The sequence below is a fragment of the Nitrobacter sp. 62-13 genome (genome assembly GCF_001896955.1).
GTDB lineage: Bacteria > Pseudomonadota > Alphaproteobacteria > Rhizobiales > Xanthobacteraceae > Nitrobacter.
Genome location: NZ_MKRN01000201.1, coordinates 20,443 through 40,210 on the forward strand (window position 1 = coordinate 20,443; position 19,768 = coordinate 40,210).

A 19,768-nucleotide genomic window follows, 5' to 3' on the forward strand; every position below is an offset into this window, starting at 1 on the left:
CCTTGCGCATATCGGAAAATCCGCGCCGGCCTTTGCCGTGGTGGATTTGCGCTTGGGCGACGGCAACGGTCTTGACGTGGTGTCGGCCCTGAAGCGTGAGCGCCCCGACGCTCGGGCGATCGTGCTGACCGGTTATGGCAATATCGCAACTGCAGTGACCGCGGTGAAAATGGGCGCCGTCGATTATCTGTCCAAGCCCGCCGACGCCGACGACGTGGTCGCGGCTCTGCTCGCCAGCAACTCGGAGAAGTCCGAGCTGCCGCAGAACCCGATGTCGGCCGATCGCGTGCGTTGGGAACACATCCAGCGCATTTATGAGATGTGCAATCGCAACGTGTCGGAGACGGCCCGGCGGCTCAACATGCATCGCCGCACGCTGCAGCGTATTTTGGCGAAACGTGCGCCGCGCTGATCTGCTCTCTGATGACCTATAGCGTTTTCGAGCGCAGCATGTCTTCGGACGTGACCCGCGGATGGAAGCGCCTGCATAGGAAAATAGCTCGTCATTCCGGAGCGCGAACAGGATTCGCGAACCCGGAAATCCAGTCGCTTCTCCATGTTGCCGGATTCCGGATCGCCGCTGTCGCGACGTCCGGAAAGACAAAAGTCAGAACTCCCCTTCGGCATGGCCTTGCGGATCGACGAGACGATTGAGCCGCTGGGCCGCCGCCAACGCGAAGCGGAGCATCATCGCCTTGCGCGTCGGCGCCGCCAGGCGGTGCTCCGGCGCTTCGCAATGCAAATGAGCGCCATAGGCGTCGGCAACGATGAGGCCGGTGTCTGCGGGAAAAATCCCGCACGGCAGATCGCGCGTAAAGGCGAAGAACAGGCGGTCGCAATGCGCGCGATAATCCTGCCACTTTCGATCGGCGCGCAAATCCTCGACCGATGACTTGATTTCGACGATCCAGATCTCGCCGCTTGCGTTGAGAGCTACAAGATCGGCGCGCCGTCCGGACGGGAGCGGCAATTCGCCGATGCAGGAAAATCCCAGCGATCGCAAGAACCGTCCCGTTCCACGCGCAATCGCCAGCGCGGTCTCCGACTGGCGGCGGTCTGGCGGCGGCACAAGGGCGATATGAGGGACGCGCGATTCCATGGCGACAAGACCATAGCAAAAACGCGGGTCAGCCACGCCGGTGTTTTTTGATCTTTCAGGAGTATATAACCGGCAACGTCACAAATCGGAATTTCTCGCGCATGACCCCGGAAAAGCGGACCGACAACCAGACCAGCACAAAGGCCGGCGCTACGATCATCCCGGTGACGCCGTTCCGCCAGAATTGCACGCTGTTGTGGTGCGAAGCCACCCGGGATGCCGTGGTCATCGATCCCGGCGGCGACGTTCCGCTCATCAGGCGCACCATCGATAAAGCAGGCGTGAGCGTCAAACAAATCTGGCTCACGCATGGTCACATCGATCATGTCGGCGGCGCAGCGGAATTGCGCGACGCGCTGAAGGTTCCGATCGTGGGGCCGCATATCGCCGACCAATTCCTGCTCGATCTGGTGATCGAGAGCGGACGCAATTACGGCATGACCGGGATGCGCAACTTTGCGCCGGATCGCTGGCTCGAAGAGGGCAACAGCGTCAAGATTGGCGAACTCGAATTCGACATTCTTCATTGTCCCGGCCACTCGCCGGGCAGCGTGGTTTTTCTCAATAGAGAGATGGGTTTCGCCCACGTCGGCGACGTCTTGTTCAACGGCTCGATCGGGCGCACCGACCTGCCCGGCGGCAACCATGCCACGTTGATCAAATCCATTACCGAGAAGCTGCTTCCGCTCAGCGACGACGTCGCTTTCATCTGCGGACACGGCCCGGGATCGAGCATCGGCCACGAGCGAAGGAGCAACCCGTTTCTGATCGGCTGCGTGTGACGCAGCGCCCATGCATGCAAAGAGGCCGCCAGAGGGGCGGCCTCTTGTTTTGATGTCAAGGATGCGCGTTGTTTTAATCGATCACCTCGACGACTCGGTGGCTTCGAGGATCGACCAGCACGGTCCTGTCGTTCACGATCGTATAGCGGTACTGGTGCGCGCCATACTCAGCCGGCACTGCATAATATGTTACACCAGCGTCCGGCAGCACGGTTCCGACCTCGACTCGCTCGCGATAGTGAAACGACGGATGGTGCTGTTCCACCACGTAGTGATGGAAACGCGGACGCTGGTCGACACCGAGAACGCCGGCCACACCTCCGACGACAGCGCCGACCGTGCCTCCAACAACCGCACCGACCGGCCCCGCAGCCCGTTCGCCTTCGCGAGCGCCATGCTCCATCCCGCCGGGTACGCCTTGGGCGATGGCGGATACGGGGAGACTCAGCGCAATTGCGATTGCGGCAGTTCCAAGAACGTGACGGACCATCAGGTTTTCCTCCGATCATGAATATTGCGGAGGAGAAAAGTCCGAGCTTGGGCATTCGTTCCGCCGGTCTCCGCGTGCAAAAACGCACTGTTCCATGGAACAATATCGTATCGATGGTATCGCCATCTTCCGCGTTTGCAGGCTCGTCATCATGACAAAGCCAATGGCGTTGGTGCGCCTCAGCTTGAGATGATGTCGCGCACGCGCTGCGATAGATGGCCGAGATCGAACGGCTTGGTGATCATGTCCATGCCGGGCTGGAGAAAGCCGTCGGCGTTCGCGGCGTTCTCGGCATAGCCCGTCATGAAGAGGATTTTCAGATTCGGTCGCAGCTCCCGCGCTTGATCCGCCAGCTGACGGCCGTTCATGCCCGGCAACCCTATGTCTGTCAGCAGAAGATCGACGGGCTTGTCCAGTTGCAGAATCCGCAAGCCCGCCGCTCCGTCGGCCGCCTCGCGCGTCAGATAGCCCTGATCGTTGAGCATCTCGATGATGACGGCGCGCACGACCGGTTCATCCTCGACAACGAGCACGGTTTCGCCGGTTGCCGCGATCCTGTCCCTGCTGATGTGCGAAACCTGGTCGGTCTCTGGCGCGCCATCATGGCGCGGCAGGTAAAGCCTGATCGATGTGCCCTGTCCCGGCGCGGTGTCGAGCGAGATGTGGCCGTTCGATTGTCGGGCGAATCCGTAGATCATCGACAGGCCCAGTCCGGTTCCCTGACCGATCGGCTTCGTGGTGAAAAAAGGATCGAAAGCGCGCGCCGCTACTTCGGGCGTCATCCCTGTTCCGGTGTCGGCGACGGTGATGCAGATATAATCGCCCGGCTGCATGGCGGATGAGCCGGCGTCGGCGGCGCGGACGGTCGTGTTGGCGGTCGTGATCGCGAGTTTGCCGCCACCGGGCATGGCGTCCCGCGCGTTGATGGCGAGGTTGAGCAGCGCGCTTTCGAGCTGGTTCGGATCGCATAGCGTCTGCCACAGCCGTTCGGACGGCGCGATCTCCAGATCGATGGCCTCGCCGATGGTCCTGCGCAGCAAGTCAGCCAGCGAGAGGACGAGTTGATTGGCATCGACCGGCTTCGGCACCAGGGGCTGTCTGCGGGCGAACGCCAGCAGCCGGTGCGTCAGAGCCGCGGCCCGGTGGGCCGAAGCCATCGCGGCCTCGATGTAGCGGCCGGCGCGATCGGTGCGTCCCTGATTGAGGCGCGTCTGCATCAGATCCAGCGAGCCCACGATCCCGGTGAGCAGATTATTGAAGTCGTGGGCGATGCCGCCGGTCAATTGGCCGACCGCTTCCATTTTCTGTGATTGACGCAGCGCTTCCTCGGCCGTTCTCAACCGTTCCGCCGCTGCTTTCTCCGCGGTGACGTCGCGCGCAACGGCGTAGATCAGATCCTGGTCGGGGACCGCGGTCCAGGACAGCCAGTGATAGGAGCCGGCCTTGTCGCGGAGCCGGTTTTCGAATCGCACCGTGGCCTTGCCCCGCGCAAGCCGGCGGATCTCGACCCGGGTCTTGACGATATCTTCGGGGTGTTCGATCCATTCGGCGGTGCGTTCCAGCAATTCAGCCTCGCTCCAGCCGAGCGTCCTGGTCCAGGCGGGATTGACGGAATGCCAGATGCCGTCATGGTCGGTCACCAGTAGCAGGTCCTGCGACACGTTCCAGATCCGGTCGCGCTCGCGGGTTTTCTCCTCCACTCGCTCGGCGAGCGTCGCGTTCAGTTCTGCGAGCTTGCTGGCGATCCGCTTCTGATCGTGGACATCGGTGTTGGTGCCGATCCAGCGGGTGATGCGGCCGTCTTCATCGCGGGCCGGCACCGCGCGTGCCAGAAACCAACGATAGCTGCCGTCGGCCTTGCGCAGCCGGAATTCGATCTCGTAGGGCTCGCCGCTGCTCACCGCACGTTTCCACGCCGCAGCCGCAACACATGCGTCGTCGGGGTGGACAACATTGCTCCAGACCCTGCTGCTGAGTTCGCCCGGCTTCACGCCGACATAGTCGTAGACGCGCGGATTGAACCAGTTGAACGAGCCGTCGGTTGTCGCGGTCCAGACGTGATGCGGCAGCGCTTCCGCAAGCGTGCGGAATTCCTCCTCGCGCTGGCGGATGGCGCGCTCCGCCTCGACCTGATCGGTGATGTCGATGTGCGCGCCGAACAGCCGGACAGCCTTGCCGTCGGCGTCGCGCTCGATCACCGACCGCGCGGAAATCCAGCGTGTCTCGCCGTCGCTCGGCCGGATGATGCGGTAGCGCACCGCATACTCGCGGTCACCGCCCCGCACCGTATCGATGAACTGCCCTTCGGCGACCGCGCGGTCATCGGGATGGACGCGGCGCAGCCAGTCCTCGCGGCTTTCGTGGAGGGCTTCCGGCGGAAGGCCGTGTATCTTCAGATATTCCGGTGACTTTCGACTGCGATGACCGGTGCGCATATCGACCTCGAGACCGCCGATCCGGCCGATTGTCTGCACACGCGCAAGCTCCACCTCCCGCTCCTGCAAGGCGAGCTTGGCCAAATGCTCTCGCGTGACGTCGCGACACACCACGAGCACCCCGCCGACCCCTTGATCGTCGTCGATCGGGCTGAAGCCGTAGGTCCAGTAGACTTGCTCGAGCTTGCCGTGGCGCGTCACCGGAACCAGTTGGTCCTCGTGCCAGGTCGCGCCGCGCCCGGCTATGACGTGCTCGATCTGAGGGCCGATGATGTCCCAAATCTCAGCCCAGCACTCTTTGCCCTTCTGGCCGAGCGCGCCGGGGTGCCGCTCTGGTCCCATGGTTTGGCGGTAGGCGTCATTATAGAACTGGATCAGATCCGGCCCCCACCAGATGAACATCGGGTGGTTGGTGTTGAGCATGATGCGGACGGCTGTGCGCAGGCTTTGGGGCCATGCTTCAGGCGCGCCGAGCGACGTTGCGGCCCAATTGAACCGGCGCGTCAAACTTCCCATTTCCCCGCCGCCGGCGAGGAAAGCCTGGGTATTGATACTTGCCTTCTCCAGCATCGAACGGACAGGTCGTTGGGTAGGCCGGCCGGTCTGCAGGGGTTAACCCCAGGTACGCCGCATACCAAGGTCACATCGGAACGAAACGCCTCATACCGCTCTTTGGTTCCAATTATTTTTCCAGGGTGCGCAAACATGGTCGGGGCGACGCGCGAAAGCCCGCGACAGGGGGGCTGGGCCGGCTCGTTAACGTTACCGACCGAACCCGCACACAGAGAATCCCCACCGGCGGCCCGTCAATTTGCCGCCGGTGTCGGGACGAGGTCAGAGCTGACGTCGCGGCGCGCGTGGGCCGAAAGGCAGCCCGTCAGTTCAGCTTGACCACTTCCACCCGGCGATTCCTGGCTCGGCCGTCGTCGGCGTCATTCGATGCCGCCGGCGCCATCATGCCGACCCCGGCCGCGCGCAGGCGCCTGGGATCGATCCTGTAATTCGCCGCCAGTGCCTTCACCACCGCCTCGGCGCGTCGGCGAGACAGGTCGAGATTGTGGTCGAACGCCCCCTGATTGTCGGTGTGACCGACGATCAGCACAGCGAGCCTCGGGTCGGCCTTGAGCAGGCCTGCGATCTCGGCCAGCGTCGGACCGGACTCGGATTTGAGATCGGCTCTGTCGGTGTCGAAGAAAATGCCATAAAGGGCGACGCGGCCGGTCGTGCCGATGCTTCGCGCCATCTCCTCGGCCTTCACCACGACCATCTTCTGTTCGCGCGGCTTAGGCTCGACGATATGCACCAGCGCCACGGTCCGTTCGTTGAACGCCTTGCAGTACAGGTCGTCCTTGACCTGGAACGTCTGCACCGTGACATAGGCGTCTCCGCCGCCTTGCGGAATTTTCGCGGCGAAAAATCGCTGATCGTCGATATGAGACGCCAGCGCGCATTTGCCGTTGGAAAAATCCGCATCCTTGAGCTGGCTCGCGTAAACGAAATACATCATGAGGCTCATTTCACCGCCGCCGCCGTCGCTGGAGCGCTCGGGATCGCCGCCGCATTCGTCCTTTTTGCAAGTGTAGAGGACTTCACCGCCGGCCTCTTTCACAACGTCCTGATAGTTGCGCAACACCTCAAGCGGCGAGCGCCCGGCCGGCATCAGGTAGGCAATCCGCGTGCGCGCCCCCTCGACCTCGATTTCCTCTTTCGGTTTGAACACCCGGTTGTTCATGCGATCGCGCTGATCGTCGTCCGCCTTTTCGAGACTCGACAGCGGCACCTTGAAATCGGTGAAGGCGAGACGCTCATAGCTCACGACGAACGAGCCGTCGTAACGCTTCAGCAGCGCGTTATCCCTGGCGCCGGCAATATCCCTGGTGGGAATGACGGCGTCGGCACTGGCAGCAGCCATCGCGCCGAACAAACCCATCGCAATAGTCAGCATCGCAATCCGCTTGAGCATTTCTATGGAATCTCCATGCCAAAGCGTCACACGAAACCGATTCCGAACTGGCGGGCAAGCGATGGACCGCGGGCGATTGGCCGCAGCCGATTCGCTCGCCTGCCATGAACCGGAGACGATCCTCACGCGACCAAGGTGGTTTGCCTGGCGATGTAGCTAGCCCCAGGGACCACGTCGTGGAGGCGACTGCTCGCCCCAGGCGCTGCTGGAACGGCCATCTGATGCGGTCGGAGCAAAGCCGGATTGCCCGGTGAGCTTCTGCAACGCTGCGATGCGGTTTTCGGTCGAAGGATGAGTGGCAAAGAGATTATCCATGCCGCGCCCCGACAGCGGATTGATGATGAACATGTGCGCGGTGGCGGGCGCGCGTTCCGCCTCCATGTTCGGCACCTGATGAGCGGCGCTGTCGATCTTCGCGAGCGCCGAGGCGAGCCACATCGGCTGACCGCAGATGCGCGCGCCCATCTCGTCGGCCGCGTATTCGCGGGTTCGACTGATCGCCATCTGCACCAGCATGGCGGCGAGCGGCGCGAGGATCATCATCGCAAGCGAACCGAGGATGCCGGGTCCGTTGTTGTCGCGATTGCCGCCGAAGAACATGCCGAACTGCGCCAGCATCGAGATCGCGCCGGCGATCGTTGCGGTGATCGTCATCAGAAGCGTGTCATGATGCTTGATGTGCGCGAGTTCATGCGCAATCACCCCAGCCAGTTCCTCGCGGCGCAAGGATTGCACGAGCCCGGTGGTCACCGCCACCGCAGCGTTCTCCGGATTGCGGCCGGTGGCGAAGGCATTGGGCTGCGGGTTGTCCATCAGGAATACGCGCGGCATCGGCAGCCCGGCGCGCGCGGCGAGGTCGGCCACCAGCCGGTGCAGGTCGGGCGCCGTGCCGGCGTCGACCTCGTGGGCGCCGTACATCGACAGCACCATGCGGTCGGAGTTCCAGTAGGCGAAGATATTGGTTGCGGCCGCGACAGCGAGCGCGATCATCGCGCCACTGGCGCCGCCGATCAGATAGCCCACACCCATGAACAGGCCGGTGAGGCCTGCCAGCAGGATCGCAGTGCGAAAATAGTTCATCGAACTCCTCGGATCGCCCCCGGGGAATGGGGACGGCACCTCAGAACATGGGAATTGCGGATCAGGCCGCGCAAGTGCGGCGGCCCGTCGCGTTAAGTCTTCGGGAGCCCCTGCGAACCGGAACGGGGCCCGAAATCCGATCGGCGTGGGGAAACAAAGCGCGACGGTCCGCCAACCGTGTCGGTCGTCAGCCCGCCGTGCCGTCGGGGATTGTCGTGCTGCCGTCGCCAAGCGGGAGTTGCATCATCACGGTGTCGAGCCAGCGGCCGAACTTGAGGCCGACCGAGCGATGAGTGCCGATCATCGCAAAGCCTGCGCGCGCGTGCACCCCGATCGATCCCGCATTGGCGGAATCGCCGATGACCGCGATCATCTGGCGATAGCCGCGCGCCTCGCATTCGGCGATCAGGCGGCGCAGCAACTGTATCCCGATGCCGCGGCGCTGGGCGGCGGGGACCAGATAGATCGAGTCCTCCACGGTGAAGCGATAGGCCGGCCTTGACCGGTAGGGACCGGCATAGGCATAGCCGACCACGGCTTCCGCCAGTTCCGCGGCCAGAAAAGGAAAGCCGTCATCCGTCAGCGCGCCGAAACGCCGCGTCATTTCCGCGAGATCGGGTGGGACAAGCTCGAAAGTCGCGGTCCCGAAACGGACGGCGTGCTCGTAAATCTCGGTGACGGCTGGAAGGTCGGCCTCATTGGCGGCTCGGATCACGAGATCGGACATGGCGCGAGGATTATGCCGGCTTCCGCAGAAGAGTCACTGCTTTCACGGATCGTTGCCGCGGCAACACGTCGAAATCCACCCATGAAAAAAGGCCGCATCGTCATCCGATGCGGCCTTCTTGCCCACTCCCCAAGTTTTCACACAGCCTGCACCGGACTTTGAAAGCCCGGACCCGCTGCGATCAGTATCTCGCGGTTACCGGCGTGTTGAAGTGATAGTTCAGGCCGGTGCGGAAGATGTGCTCCTTGACCTCGGTCGTGGTGGTCACCGGCAGACCGCCAACCAATTCCGCAGCCGACGTCGATCCCAGATCGACATAGAGATATTCGGTTGTGGTAGTCCAGTTCGGTCCGAACAGCCCCAGGAAGGTAAAAGGCGTTTCGATGCCGGCGCCCACTGTCCAGCCGGTGCGGGTTTCGGTTAGGGAATTAACATTTGTTGTTCCTAGGAAAGTTCCGGTCATTCTTGTCTTCACGTCGCCATAGGCAAGACCGCCGGTGCCGTAGAACAACGTCGAGCCAATCGAATAGCCAAGACGTCCACGCACGGTGCCAAACCACGGCAGCGTTGCGTCATAGGCGGCGGACTCAGCCGCAATGCATCCCAGGATACAAGTCTTGTTATCCTGCTGGGTCGAGCCCTGGATGTCGGCTTCGAGGCCGTAGACCCAGTTGCCGGCCTGCCAGTTGTACCCGGCCTGCACGCCGCCGATGATTCCGTCCGGGGTCAGATTGAATAGCTCGTTTGCGCCGCTGCCGACCATCGAACTGCGATTGCGCGCCGTTCCTGAGCCGACATTGCCGCCGAGATAAAACCCGGTCCAGTTTGCCGCTGCGACAGGCGTATAATTGCTGTTGCCACCGATGCGATAGTTCAGACCGACGCGAAAGATGTTTTCACGGTATTCGCTGCGAAGCGATTGTCCGGCGAATGCCAGCGCATCGGTCCTGTTGCCGAGGTCCAGCCAAAGATATTCAATCTTGCCGGTCCAGTTGCCGCCCAGGGCGGCCTCCACACCGCTGCCCCAGGTCCAGCCGCCGCGGCCGCTGCCGACTGACGACGCCACCCCGCCTTCCGTCACGGTGGTATTGACATTGCCATAGGCGTAGCCAGCCGTGATGTAGGTCAGGACCGGACCGGTGGCGAGACCGACACGACCGCGAACCGTGCCAAACCAGTCCAGCTTCTGGGAATATTGAGCGCCGAGATTGATCGGAAGATTGGGATAACCATCTCGCATATCGGCGCCCTGGATGTCGGCCTCGACGCCGAGCACCAACGGTCCCAGGAACGAATTGGTCTGCCAGTTATAGCCGATCTGACCGCCGCCAATGGCGCCTTGCGGCGAGAGATAGGTGGAATTGTCGGAGGCAGGACCTGCTGCGTCGTGAATCGTCCGGTTGCGGCCGAGCCCGAGACCGACGTTCGCGCCGACATAGAAACCGGTCCAGTCGTAAATGGCGACTACCGGCGCTTTGTAATAAGGAGCCTTAACCGCGAGATCGGCCGCCTGGGCGCTCATCGCGGTGCTGGCGAGCAGAGCGCCGAGCAGAATTTTTTTCATTGTGTTCCCCATCTGCGAATGTGTGCGGAACTGTACGCTTCGACCGGTAACTTGTCTGTGTTTCGGTAGCCACAGTCGCCGGGAATGATGGTTGTTTGCTGAAAAAAGGCGAAAAATCAGTGATCGGGCATGTGGGTCGCCGACATCGGCTCAATGCCTTGGCGGCCTCGGGACCATGCGAGGCAGCCGCTCCGCGGATCGACGCGCTGATTCGCTCCGCTCCCGGCCTCGACCGGACAAGCAGGACCGCCTACCTCTCGGAGCGTGGACATCGCTGATCGCGAAGCGCGGCTTCCGCTGCCCGACGGTTTCCTGCGCTGGTTTGCGATGCGTGGGTGGTTGCCGCGCGCGCATCAACTCGAATTGTTGCGCAAGGCGCGCGAGGGCCGTTCGACGCTGCTGATCGCGCCGACCGGCGCCGGCAAGACGCTGGCGGGATTTTTGCCGACGCTGGGGGAGTTGAGTGAGAAACACCTCTCCCCGCCTGCGGGGAGAGGTCGGTTTGCGAGGGAAGCGAGCAAACCGGGTGAGGGGCAGATAGCACTATCCGAGGCCGCCCCTCACCCGACGCGTTTCGCGCCACCCTCTCCCCGCGAACGGGGAGAGGGAAGAGGCCTTCACACGCTCTACATCTCGCCGCTGAAGGCGCTGGCGGTCGATATCGCCCGCAATCTCGAAGCTCCGATCGCGGAGATGGAACTGCCGATCAAGGTCGAGACCCGCACCGGCGACACGCCGGTGTCGCGGCGGCAGCGGCAGCGGCGCTATCCGCCGGACATTCTGCTCACGACGCCGGAGCAGATGGCGCTGCTGCTGGCGTCGGACGATGCGCCGTTCCTGTTCTCGTCGTTGCGGCGCGTGGTGCTCGACGAACTGCACGCGCTGGTGACCTCAAAACGCGGCGATCTGCTGTCGCTGGCGCTGGCGCGATTGTGGCGGCTGGCGCCGCAGATGCGCGCGATCGGTCTGTCGGCCACGGTGGCCGACCCGGAGTCGCTGGCGCGATTTCTGGTGCCGCAACCCGAAAGCCGAACTGCCGCCGCCGATATCGTCACGGCCGGTGGCGCCGCGGCTCCGGTCGTCGAAATGCTCGACACAAGCGAACGGCTGCCATGGGCGGGGCACTCGGCGCGACACGCGTTGGCAGAGGTCTACGATCTCATCAGGCGCAACAGGACGACGCTGGTGTTCGTCAATACCCGCAGCCAGGCCGAGATGCTGTTCCAGGATCTCTGGCGCATCAATGACGACGGTCTCGCCATCGCGCTGCATCACGGCTCGCTCGACGTCGCGCAGCGCCGCAAGGTGGAGCAGGCGATGACGGCGGGCCGCCTGCGCGGCGTGGTCTGCACGTCGTCGCTCGATCTCGGCGTCGACTGGGGCGACGTCGATCTCGTCATCAACATCGGCGCGCCGAAAGGATCGTCGCGGCTGATGCAGCGCATCGGTCGCGCCAATCACCGGCTCGACGAGGCCTCGCGCGCGGTGCTGGTGCCGGCGAATCGGTTTGAGGTGCTCGAATGCCGCGTCGCCATCGATGCGGTGAACGAGAACGCGCAGGATACGCCGCCCTTGCGCTCCGGCGCGCTCGACGTGCTGGCGCAGCACGTGCTCGGCTGCGCCTGCGGCGAGCCGTTCCATGCCGATCAACTCTTCGACGAGGTGCGCACCGCGGCGCCCTACGCGAATCTCGCGCGCGCCGATTTCGATGACGTGATCGATTTTGTCGCCACCGGCGGCTATGCGCTGAAGACCTATGAGCGCTTCGCCCGCATCAGGCAGGACAAGGACGGCCGCTGGCGCGTCGCCAATCCGCGCGTGCGGCAGAGCTATCGCCTCAACGTCGGCACCATCGTCGAGGAAGCGATGCTGAAGGTGAAGCTGGTGCGCTCGCGGCACGGCGGCCGAAACGGGAGCAAGGGATCGACCGGCGCGATCGCGCGCGGCGGGCGGATGCTGGGCGAGATCGAGGAATATTTCATCGAGGGACTTGTTGCCGGCGACACCTTCGTATTTGGCGGCGAGATCGTGCGCTACGAGGCGCTGGTTGAGGATCAGGTCTACGTCTCGCGCGCCAATGACGACAGTCCGAAGGTGCCGTCCTACATGGGCGGCAAGTTCCCGCTCTCGACCTATCTCGCCGAACGCGTGCGCAATCTGCTGGACGACAAGCGCGCCTGGAACGGCTTGCCGGACCAGGTGCGGGAATGGCTGTCGCTGCAGGCGTCATTCTCGCGCGTCCCTCATGCGCGCGAGATGATCGTCGAAAGCTTCCCGCGCGCCGACAAGCACTATCTGGTCTGCTATCCGTTCGAGGGACGGCTCGCGCATCAGACGCTCGGCATGCTGTTGACGCGGCGGCTGGAGCGCATGCGTGTGCGGCCCCTCGGCTTCGTCGCCAATGAATACGCGCTGGCGATCTGGATGCTCGGTGATGCGTCGACCATGATCCGGCAACGCCGGCTCGATCTCGACGCGCTGTTCGATCCGGATATGCTGGGCGACGATCTCGAGGCATGGCTTGCGGAATCGGCGCTGATGAAGCGCACCTTCCGCAGTTGCGCCATCATCTCGGGGCTGATCGCGCGCCGCTTCACCGGCGAGGAGAAAAGCCGGCGTCAGGTTCTGTTCTCGACCGATCTGGTCTACGACGTGCTGCGCAAGCATCAACCGGATCACGTGCTGCTGCGCGCGGCGCGGGCGGACGCCGCGACCGGACTGCTCGATATCCGCCGCCTGAGCGATATGCTGGCGCGTATCAAGGGGCGCATCACCCACAAGCCGCTCGACCATATTTCGCCGCTCGCGGTTCCCGTGATGCTGGAGATCGGCCGCGAGGCGGTTTATGGCGAGGCGTCGGACGAGTTGCTCGCGGAAGCGGCCGAGGATCTCGTCAAGGAAGCGATGGAGCGGTGATGCCGTCGCGGTCCATATTTGCCGGGTTCCCTTGGTCTCGGCTCTTTCCGGAAGATCGTTCGCATGATCTATGAAAGCGACGAGCCTCTTTCCGATTCGGATCACCTCTTGAGCGTGCTGGCCATCAACGATGCCCGTCCGGGCTCACCCCTGCTGGTCGCAGCCGTCGCGTTTGTGGCCGATCTCTCAGGCGCGTTGTTCTGGGAACAGGAGCGTCTGCTTGTCGTCTCCGACCTGCATCTGGAAAAGGGCTCGAGCTTCGCGACCCGCGGTGTGCTGCTGCCGCCCTATGACACCCAGGCGACGCTTGCGCGGCTTGCGACCGTCATCGCGCATTATGATCCGTGCATCGTGATCGCGCTCGGCGACAGCTTTCACGATCCTGACGCCCATCAGCGGCTGTCGGCGCCGGATCGCGAGGCGCTTTCGGCTCTGCAGGCGCGACGCGACTGGATCTGGATTTCCGGCAACCACGATCCGGCGCTGCCGTGCGATCTCGGCGGCGTGGTCGCAACCGAGGTGGCGCTGGGCGGGATCGTGTTCCGCCATGAGCCGACAGGTGAGGTCGGAGAAATCGCAGGTCACCTGCATCCAAAGGCGCGGGTCTCGACGCGTGGCCGTTCCATGGAGCGGCGCTGTTTTGCAAGCGACGGAGAACGCACCGTTATGCCGGCGTTCGGCGCCTATGCCGGCGGCCTCAGCATCCGCGACAGGGCGTTCGCCCGGATATTCTCGACCGATTTCGTCGCGCATGTGCTCGGCGACAGCCGGATGCACGCGATCGCGGCATCGCGCTGCTGTTGATCACGCCGCCTTCGCCTGCACCGAATCGCAGAAATTCGCCAGCAGATCGGCGATGCGCAGCGTGGCCGGGCTCGCCTCCGGCGTAGCCATCAGCGCCACTTCGGTTTTGGCGATCGGCGCAAAGCCGTCTTTTGCGCTCAGGACGCGATGCGTGGGCTGAATCGCGATCTCGGAGAGAATGCCCAGGCCCAGGCCGGCGGCGACCGCGGCCTGGATTCCCGCGAGGCTCGAACTGGTATAGGCCATGTGCCAGGTGCGGCCCGCGCTTTCGATGGCGTGAATGGCGCCCGCCCGATACAGGCAGCCGGGCGGAAAACCGATCAGCGGAACGGATTGCGTTCCCGGATCGACGGGATGGATCTTGCTGGTCACCCAGTGGACCCGCTCGGGCCATGCGCTGATGCCGCCCTTCTCGCCGGCGGGTCGCTTGAGCAGCGCCAGATCGAGTTCGCTGCGCTCGAGGTCGCGGCGCAGACACATGCTCTGGTCGGCGCGGACGTCGAGCCGCAAACCGGGACGCGAGCGCATGAAACTCGCCAGCAATTCGGTCAGGCGATAGGCGGCGAAATCCTCGGGGATGCCGAGCCGGACCACGCCGTCGCCTTTCGGTCGCGCCAGCACGTCGCGGGTTTCCTCCGCCAGCGCCAGCAGACGCCGTGCATAGGCCAAAAGCCGCTCGCCATCCTCAGTGGGCACGACCTTCTTGCCGATGCGATTGAGCAGGGGACGGCCAAAGTCGTCCTCCAGCCGCTTGATCTGCTGGCTGACGGTCGACTGGGTGCGGTGGACGCGCTCGCCGGCGCGGGTGAAGCCCCCGGCGTCAACCACGGACACGAAACTGCGCAGCAACTCCAGATCCAGCATGGCGTAAACCATTCGAAAATCCACTTATCAATATTTTATCATTTAATTTCCAAATGGCAAGGCCCGGGCCTACATCGGAGGCAAAGGAGACTTCCCGATGTCCCTCATGTCGCCCTCCCTTGCCTCGCCCGCCGCACCACGCTCCGCCTTCAACACGCTGCCGCTCGCCATCGCCGCGTTCTGCCTGCTGTGGAGCTTCGCCTTCGTCGCCGGCAAGATCGGCGTCACCGATTGTCCGCCGCTGATCCTGCTCACCGCGCGATTTCTGCTGGCGGCCATCCTGATTTTCGGCATTGCCATGCTGCGGGGCGAGGGCTGGTCGCTCTCCCGCCGCGACGTCGCGATCTTTGCGTTGCTCGGCATCGCCAACAATGCGCTGTATCTCGGCCTTGGCTACACCGGTCTGCAAACCGTCTCGGCCGGTCTCGGCGGCCTGATCGTCAGCGCCAATCCGGTGGTCACCGCTGTGCTGGCCGCTGTCTTTCTCGGCGAGAGCCTGACCTGGCGCAAGGTCGCAGGCCTTTTGCTCGGCATCGCAGGTGTCGCCTTCATCGTCTGGGATCGCATCTCGGTCGGCACCGACAGCCTGCACGGAATCATGTTCACGCTGGCATCGCTCGCCTCGATCGTCGGCGGCACCATCTTGTTCAAGGTCTTTGCGCCGAAAGGCGATCTGTGGCTCGGCAACGGCATCCAGAATCTGGCTGGCGGCGTCGCGTTGCTGCCGTTCGCGTCGGCGCTGTCCGATGTCGGCGATATCGCGCCGAGCTGGCGCCTGCTGGCGGCGTTTGCCTACCTCGTGCTGTGCGGCTCGATCCTCGCCTATGTGCTGTGGTTTCACCTGCTCAAGGTCTGCGGCGCGACCGCGGCAAGTGCCTATCACTTCCTGATGCCGCCGCTTGCCATATTGTTCGCCTGGCTGGTGCTCGGCGAGCACCTCGCGCTCCGCGATCTGCTCGGGATCGTTCCGGTGGCGCTCGGCATTTACCTCGTCACCCGTCCCGCGGCCGCCCGAACGCAGCCCGCGAGCTAGGAGACCTGCCATGACCTCGCTCCGTATCACCCTGATCGGCGGCCCGACGGCCCTGATCGAAGTCGGCGGCTTCCGTCTGCTGACCGATCCGACCTTCGACGCGCCCGGCTCGTACACGCTGCCGCATGTGACACTCGAAAAGCTGTCGGGTCCTGCGCTCAGCGCCGACAACATCGGTGCGGTCGATGCTGTGCTGCTCAGCCACGACCAGCACCGTGACAATCTCGACGATTCGGGCCGGGATTTTCTGAAAACCGCAACTCGCGTGCTGACAACGGTCGCGGGGGCGAAGCGGCTCGGCGGCCATGCTGAAGGCCTGGCACCATGGGCGAGCGCCCGCCTCACCAAGCCCGATGGACGCGTGTTGACGATCACGGCTGCGCCCGCGCGGCATGGTCCAGCCGGGATCGAGCCCATCGCGGGCGACGTCATCGGCTTCGTTCTGACCTTGGCCGATCCGGGCATCCGGCCGGTCTATATCACCGGCGACACGGTCTGGTTCGAGGGGGTCGCCGAAGTGGCGAAGCGCTTCAAGGCAGGGATCGTGCTGCCTTTCGCGGGCGCGGCGCAGACGCGCGGGCCTTTCCACATCACCATGGACACCAACGACACCATCGAAACGGCCAGAGCTTTTCCAGATGCCATGATCGTGCCGGTGCATCACGACGGATGGAAGCATCTGAGACAGAATGGCGACGATCTCAGGTCGTCGTTCGACATACTCGGTTTTGGCGCACGGCTGAAAATGCTGGAACCGGGCATCGCGACCGAGATCGAAATCACCGCAACAGACTGATCCGTGGCGAATGCGCGGGCGTGGTCCGTCGGTCCCGGCGCATGAGTTCTGTCTCCGGAACCGGAATTTGCCCACCGCGTTGTCTGGCGCGGCTGGAGCGGGAATGGAACATTCAAAAGCGGTTCGCGAAAAAAATGAAGAGCTGGGCACGTCCAACCTGTCTTTGAAAGGCGAGGGTCGGGAGCCGCTTCGGTGGCGTGCCATTTTCAAAACGCTGGGTCCGGGCCTCATCACCGGCGCGGCGGACGACGACCCCTCCGGCATCGGCACCTACAGCCAGACCGGCGCGCAGCTCGGCTATGCCGCGAGCTGGACCATGGTGCTGACGTTTCCGCTGATGGCGGCGATCCAGGAGATTTCCGCGCGGGTCGGGCGCGTCACCGGGCATGGCATCGCCGGCAATGTCTGCCGCCATTATCCGGGCAGCCTGCTGAACGGCATCGTCGCGCTGCTGTTTATCGCCAACACCATCAACGTTGCCGCCGATCTCGGCGCCATGGCGGATGCGTCGAGGCTGCTGTTCGGCGGTCCCACCTTTGCCTACGTGCTGCTGTTCGGCGTCACATCGGTGGTGGCGCAGATCTTTCTGGATTACGCCCGCTATGTCGCAGTCCTGAAATGGCTGACGCTGAGCCTGTTCACCTATGTCGGCGCGATGGCGGTTGCGCATGTGTCCTGGGGCGAAGCGGTCGCGGGCCTGCTGATCCCGCGCGTGGAATTCAACGCCTCGTTTCTCACCACCGTCGTCGCCATCCTGGGCACGACGATCTCGCCCTATCTGTTCTTCTGGCAGGCTTCGCAGGAAGCCGAGGATCAGCGGGTCGATTCCGCGAAACAGCCGCTGCTCCACCGGCATCATGGCGCGCGGCAGGAGTTCAGCCGCATCCGCGCCGACACCATCGTCGGGATGGCGTTCTCCAGCCTGATCGCGATCGCGATCATCCTCACCGCCGCCGCGACCTTTCATGCCGCCGGCAAGACCGACATCGAGACGTCGGCGCAGGCCGCGGAAGCGTTGCGGCCGATTGCGGGCCGGTTCGCGGAAGTGATCTTCGCGCTCGGCATCGTCGGCACCGGCTTGCTGGCGATTCCGGTGCTGGCGGGCTCGGCGGCCTACGCCGTCGGCGAGGGACGGCGATGGCCGGTCGGGCTGGCGCGCAAGCCGAAGGAGGCGGCGGCGTTCTATGGGGTGCTGGCGCTGTCGGCGGCGATCGGGATCGCTCTCAATTTCACACCCGTCGACCCCATCCAGGCGTTGTACTGGAGCGCGGTCATCAACGGCGTGCTTGCGGTGCCCGTGATGGTGCTGCTGATGGCGATGGTGCGCCGCCGCGACGTCATGGGCAGGTTTGTCGTCACCGGCAAGCTGTATTGGCTGGGCTGGCTTGCCACCGCAGTGATGGCCGCCGGAGTCGTCGCGATGGGCGTCGCATGGGCGCTGTAGCGCGCCATGGATTGCCCGTCAGTCTCTGCGGAAGACGATCGACGCCATCCAGCCCGCCATCAGCCCTATACATGCCGTCGCCACGCCGTAGAGGAGGCCGTGTTGCCGTGCGGCTGTGGCGACGAACTGCTCGAAACCGACCTTGACGATTTCGAACGCCGTCTCGGTCTTTGCGACCAGCGCGCCATCCGCGAGGAGCTTGATTCCGACGGTGTAGGTGCCGATCGGCACTTCCGCCGGAAGCGGAATACTGGTGCGGAATAGGGTCGGCGTCAGGAAGGTCACGGCCGATGTGTTCTCGCGATACAGCCCTTGTTCGGCGCGCAGCCTTATGAAGGCGCGGCGGAACGGGTCGCTCGTGACGACGTCGGCGTAATCGGGTCCGACGCGCTGCCTCAGCAGCACGTTGTTCAATCCGAGCTGCTGCCGTCGCAGGACGTCCGGCGGGGCGATCTTGTCCAGCGGCCGGTTGGCGAATGCCGCAAGATAGGATGGGACCTGGAGAAATTCCCGGGAATCGGCATTGACCCAGATGCCGAACCGGCGCTCTTTGCGGCGCGTGACCATATCGGCGCGGGGACCGCTGACGGTCACGACGAGATCGTAGCCGCTGCGCGGAACGGCGGCATTGCCGTCGCGCTCGATGGAGCCGAACAGCACCAGCTCCTCGCCCGAATAGTTCGACGTCACGGTAACGCGATGGTTCGACACCGAGACGATCAAGTGCTCGGCGCGCGCATCGTCCGCGACGAAGGCAGCGCTGAGCAGCAGCGCCAGGCCCATCGCCGGGAATGTTGCGCGCCTCCTCATGGACCGCCCGTTATTTCTCGGAGGGTGTAAAGGTCGTTGGGACGAATGCCCAATTCGACCGCAAAGCGGATTCCGACCGCCAGGATCAACAGCCCGAGCAGCAGGCGCAGGTGTTCGCCGCGGATGCGCTGGCCGGCGCGTGCGCCGAATTGGGCGCCGGTCACGCCGCCGGTCATCAGGATCAATGCGAGCACGACGTCGACAAGATGGTTGGTGGCGGCGTGCAGTACGGTGGCGAAGGTCATGGTGACGAGGGTGAGCAGCATGGAGGTGCCGATCACCGTCGACGTCGGTATGCGCAGCAGGTAGATCAGCGTCGGCACCAGGATGAAGCCGCCGCCGATACCCATGATCGCGCCGATGAAGCCGATGGCGAGTCCGATAGCGACCACCGGGATCGCCGATAGATAGATTTTGGAACGCTTGAAACGGACTTTCAGCGGCAGACCGTGGATCCAGCCGTGACCGCCGGAGCGCCGCGGCGGTACCACCTGACCATGCCGGGCACGCCGCATGGCGCGCAATCCCTCCCAGAACATCGCTCCGCCGACGCCGGACAATAGCACCACATAGGACAGTGCGATCAAAAGATCGAGCTGGCCCAGCGCGCGCAACTGCGTGAAGGTCCAGACGCCGAGCATGGTTCCGGCGATGGCGCCGCCCAACAGGATCAGCGCGAGCATCGGATCGATCGCGCGCCTGCGCCAGTAGGATAGCGCGCCGGAGAAGGAGGAAGCGGCGATGTGGCTAGCGACGGTTGCGACAGCGACCGCAGGCGCGATGCCGATAAAGATCAGCAGTGGCGTCATCAGGAAGCCGCCGCCGATGCCGAACATGCCGGATACGAAACCCACCGCCGCGCCCATCGCCAGGATGAGGAATACGTTGACCGGAAGATCGGCGATCGGGAGATAGAGTTGCACGCGCGTTCGATTTCGGATTTGGCCGCGGGCCGGCCGGC

17 protein-coding genes (1 of these 17 cut by a window edge) are annotated in these 19,768 nt (G+C 64.0%); 7 read left to right on the top strand and 10 right to left on the bottom strand.

Annotated elements, in window-relative coordinates; genetic code table 11:
• A protein-coding gene (locus tag BGN91_RS15840) for an ActR/PrrA/RegA family redox response regulator transcription factor (RefSeq protein WP_292614778.1) crosses the window boundary here: on the top strand, window positions 1-412 show its 3' portion. Its footprint begins 143 nt before the window's first position; the window shows 412 of its 555 coding nt (coding positions 144-555); its start codon lies off the left edge, out of view; the stop codon is at window positions 410-412.
• A 195-nt stretch (window positions 413-607) separates the two neighbouring features.
• Here BGN91_RS15840 and BGN91_RS15845 read toward each other — a convergent pair whose 3' ends face one another.
• Window positions 608-1,099, bottom strand: a complete 492-nt coding sequence (locus BGN91_RS15845) for an MmcB family DNA repair protein (RefSeq protein WP_292614820.1) — start codon at window positions 1,097-1,099, stop codon at window positions 608-610.
• A gap of 101 nt (window positions 1,100-1,200) precedes the next feature.
• Between BGN91_RS15845 and BGN91_RS15850 the strand changes: the two genes are divergently transcribed.
• Entirely contained in the window at window positions 1,201-1,881 is a 681-nt protein-coding gene (locus BGN91_RS15850; RefSeq protein WP_292614780.1) for an MBL fold metallo-hydrolase, read from the top strand.
• A 73-nt stretch (window positions 1,882-1,954) separates the two neighbouring features.
• Here the strand turns inward: BGN91_RS15850 and BGN91_RS15855 are convergent, their stop codons facing one another.
• From BGN91_RS15855 to BGN91_RS15880, 6 genes are all read right to left on the bottom strand, one after another.
• Complete coding sequence (locus BGN91_RS15855) at window positions 1,955-2,371, bottom strand: DUF1236 domain-containing protein (protein ID WP_292614782.1); 417 nt, start codon at window positions 2,369-2,371, stop codon at window positions 1,955-1,957.
• A 179-nt stretch (window positions 2,372-2,550) separates the two neighbouring features.
• On the bottom strand, window positions 2,551-5,376 hold the full coding sequence (locus tag BGN91_RS15860; protein WP_292614784.1) for a PAS domain-containing protein: 2,826 nt from the start codon (window positions 5,374-5,376) through the stop codon (window positions 2,551-2,553).
• 307 nt (window positions 5,377-5,683) lie between these two features.
• Complete coding sequence (locus BGN91_RS15865) at window positions 5,684-6,769, bottom strand: OmpA family protein (RefSeq protein WP_292614786.1); 1,086 nt, start codon at window positions 6,767-6,769, stop codon at window positions 5,684-5,686.
• 156 nt (window positions 6,770-6,925) lie between these two features.
• The gene (gene htpX, locus BGN91_RS15870) at window positions 6,926-7,849 is read right to left on the bottom strand and encodes a zinc metalloprotease HtpX (RefSeq protein WP_292614788.1); all 924 of its coding nucleotides are present in this window, start codon (window positions 7,847-7,849) and stop codon (window positions 6,926-6,928) included.
• 187 nt (window positions 7,850-8,036) lie between these two features.
• Window positions 8,037-8,576 (bottom strand): GNAT family N-acetyltransferase, encoded by a 540-nt coding sequence (locus BGN91_RS15875; RefSeq protein WP_292614790.1) that lies wholly within the window; start codon window positions 8,574-8,576, stop codon window positions 8,037-8,039.
• 181 nt (window positions 8,577-8,757) lie between these two features.
• On the bottom strand, window positions 8,758-10,140 hold the full coding sequence (locus BGN91_RS15880; protein ID WP_292614792.1) for an outer membrane beta-barrel protein: 1,383 nt from the start codon (window positions 10,138-10,140) through the stop codon (window positions 8,758-8,760).
• A 264-nt stretch (window positions 10,141-10,404) separates the two neighbouring features.
• Between BGN91_RS15880 and BGN91_RS15885 the strand changes: the two genes are divergently transcribed.
• Both BGN91_RS15885 and pdeM read left to right on the top strand, forming a co-directional pair.
• On the top strand, window positions 10,405-13,056 hold the full coding sequence (locus tag BGN91_RS15885; RefSeq protein WP_292614794.1) for a ligase-associated DNA damage response DEXH box helicase: 2,652 nt from the start codon (window positions 10,405-10,407) through the stop codon (window positions 13,054-13,056).
• Between the two features lie 63 nt (window positions 13,057-13,119).
• Window positions 13,120-13,860 carry a ligase-associated DNA damage response endonuclease PdeM gene (pdeM, locus tag BGN91_RS15890; RefSeq protein WP_292614795.1) on the top strand — a complete coding sequence of 247 codons (741 nt, stop codon included), beginning with the start codon at window positions 13,120-13,122 and terminating at the stop codon, window positions 13,858-13,860.
• Here the strand turns inward: pdeM and BGN91_RS15895 are convergent, their stop codons facing one another.
• Entirely contained in the window at window positions 13,861-14,724 is an 864-nt protein-coding gene (locus BGN91_RS15895) for a LysR family transcriptional regulator (RefSeq protein WP_292614822.1), read from the bottom strand.
• A 97-nt stretch (window positions 14,725-14,821) separates the two neighbouring features.
• Between BGN91_RS15895 and BGN91_RS15900 the strand changes: the two genes are divergently transcribed.
• The 3 genes from BGN91_RS15900 to BGN91_RS15910 all read left to right on the top strand — a co-directional run bounded on the left by BGN91_RS15900 (window position 14,822) and on the right by BGN91_RS15910 (window position 17,997).
• On the top strand, window positions 14,822-15,757 hold the full coding sequence (locus BGN91_RS15900) for a DMT family transporter (RefSeq protein ID WP_292614796.1): 936 nt from the start codon (window positions 14,822-14,824) through the stop codon (window positions 15,755-15,757).
• A gap of 10 nt (window positions 15,758-15,767) precedes the next feature.
• Window positions 15,768-16,553 (top strand): MBL fold metallo-hydrolase, encoded by a 786-nt coding sequence (locus BGN91_RS15905; protein WP_292614798.1) that lies wholly within the window; start codon window positions 15,768-15,770, stop codon window positions 16,551-16,553.
• Between the two features lie 103 nt (window positions 16,554-16,656).
• Window positions 16,657-17,997: a divalent metal cation transporter gene (locus BGN91_RS15910; RefSeq protein ID WP_292614800.1), complete on the top strand. Its 1,341-nt coding sequence runs from the start codon at window positions 16,657-16,659 to the stop codon at window positions 17,995-17,997.
• Between the two features lie 18 nt (window positions 17,998-18,015).
• Here BGN91_RS15910 and BGN91_RS15915 read toward each other — a convergent pair whose 3' ends face one another.
• Both BGN91_RS15915 and BGN91_RS15920 read right to left on the bottom strand, forming a co-directional pair.
• Window positions 18,016-18,807, bottom strand: a complete 792-nt coding sequence (locus tag BGN91_RS15915; RefSeq protein ID WP_292614802.1) for a TIGR02186 family protein — start codon at window positions 18,805-18,807, stop codon at window positions 18,016-18,018.
• Window positions 18,804-19,730: a sulfite exporter TauE/SafE family protein gene (locus tag BGN91_RS15920; protein ID WP_292614804.1), complete on the bottom strand. Its 927-nt coding sequence runs from the start codon at window positions 19,728-19,730 to the stop codon at window positions 18,804-18,806. Before BGN91_RS15920 ends, BGN91_RS15915 begins: the two co-directional genes overlap by 4 nt.
• Window positions 19,731-19,768 lie beyond the last annotated feature (38 nt).

Coding starts and splice junctions, on each gene's coding strand:
- BGN91_RS15845 (WP_292614820.1), bottom strand. CDS start 1,099: ATGGAATCGCGCGTCCCTCATATCGCCCTTGTGCCGCCGCCAGACCGC.
- BGN91_RS15850 (WP_292614780.1), top strand. CDS start 1,201: ATGACCCCGGAAAAGCGGACCGACAACCAGACCAGCACAAAGGCCGGC.
- BGN91_RS15855 (WP_292614782.1), bottom strand. CDS start 2,371: ATGGTCCGTCACGTTCTTGGAACTGCCGCAATCGCAATTGCGCTGAGT.
- BGN91_RS15860 (WP_292614784.1), bottom strand. CDS start 5,376: ATGCTGGAGAAGGCAAGTATCAATACCCAGGCTTTCCTCGCCGGCGGC.
- BGN91_RS15865 (WP_292614786.1), bottom strand. CDS start 6,769: ATGCTCAAGCGGATTGCGATGCTGACTATTGCGATGGGTTTGTTCGGC.
- htpX (WP_292614788.1), bottom strand. CDS start 7,849: ATGAACTATTTTCGCACTGCGATCCTGCTGGCAGGCCTCACCGGCCTG.
- BGN91_RS15875 (WP_292614790.1), bottom strand. CDS start 8,576: ATGTCCGATCTCGTGATCCGAGCCGCCAATGAGGCCGACCTTCCAGCC.
- BGN91_RS15880 (WP_292614792.1), bottom strand. CDS start 10,140: ATGAAAAAAATTCTGCTCGGCGCTCTGCTCGCCAGCACCGCGATGAGC.
- pdeM (WP_292614795.1), top strand. CDS start 13,120: ATGATCTATGAAAGCGACGAGCCTCTTTCCGATTCGGATCACCTCTTG.
- BGN91_RS15895 (WP_292614822.1), bottom strand. CDS start 14,724: ATGCTGGATCTGGAGTTGCTGCGCAGTTTCGTGTCCGTGGTTGACGCC.
- BGN91_RS15900 (WP_292614796.1), top strand. CDS start 14,822: ATGTCCCTCATGTCGCCCTCCCTTGCCTCGCCCGCCGCACCACGCTCC.
- BGN91_RS15905 (WP_292614798.1), top strand. CDS start 15,768: ATGACCTCGCTCCGTATCACCCTGATCGGCGGCCCGACGGCCCTGATC.
- BGN91_RS15910 (WP_292614800.1), top strand. CDS start 16,657: ATGGAACATTCAAAAGCGGTTCGCGAAAAAAATGAAGAGCTGGGCACG.
- BGN91_RS15915 (WP_292614802.1), bottom strand. CDS start 18,807: ATGAGGAGGCGCGCAACATTCCCGGCGATGGGCCTGGCGCTGCTGCTC.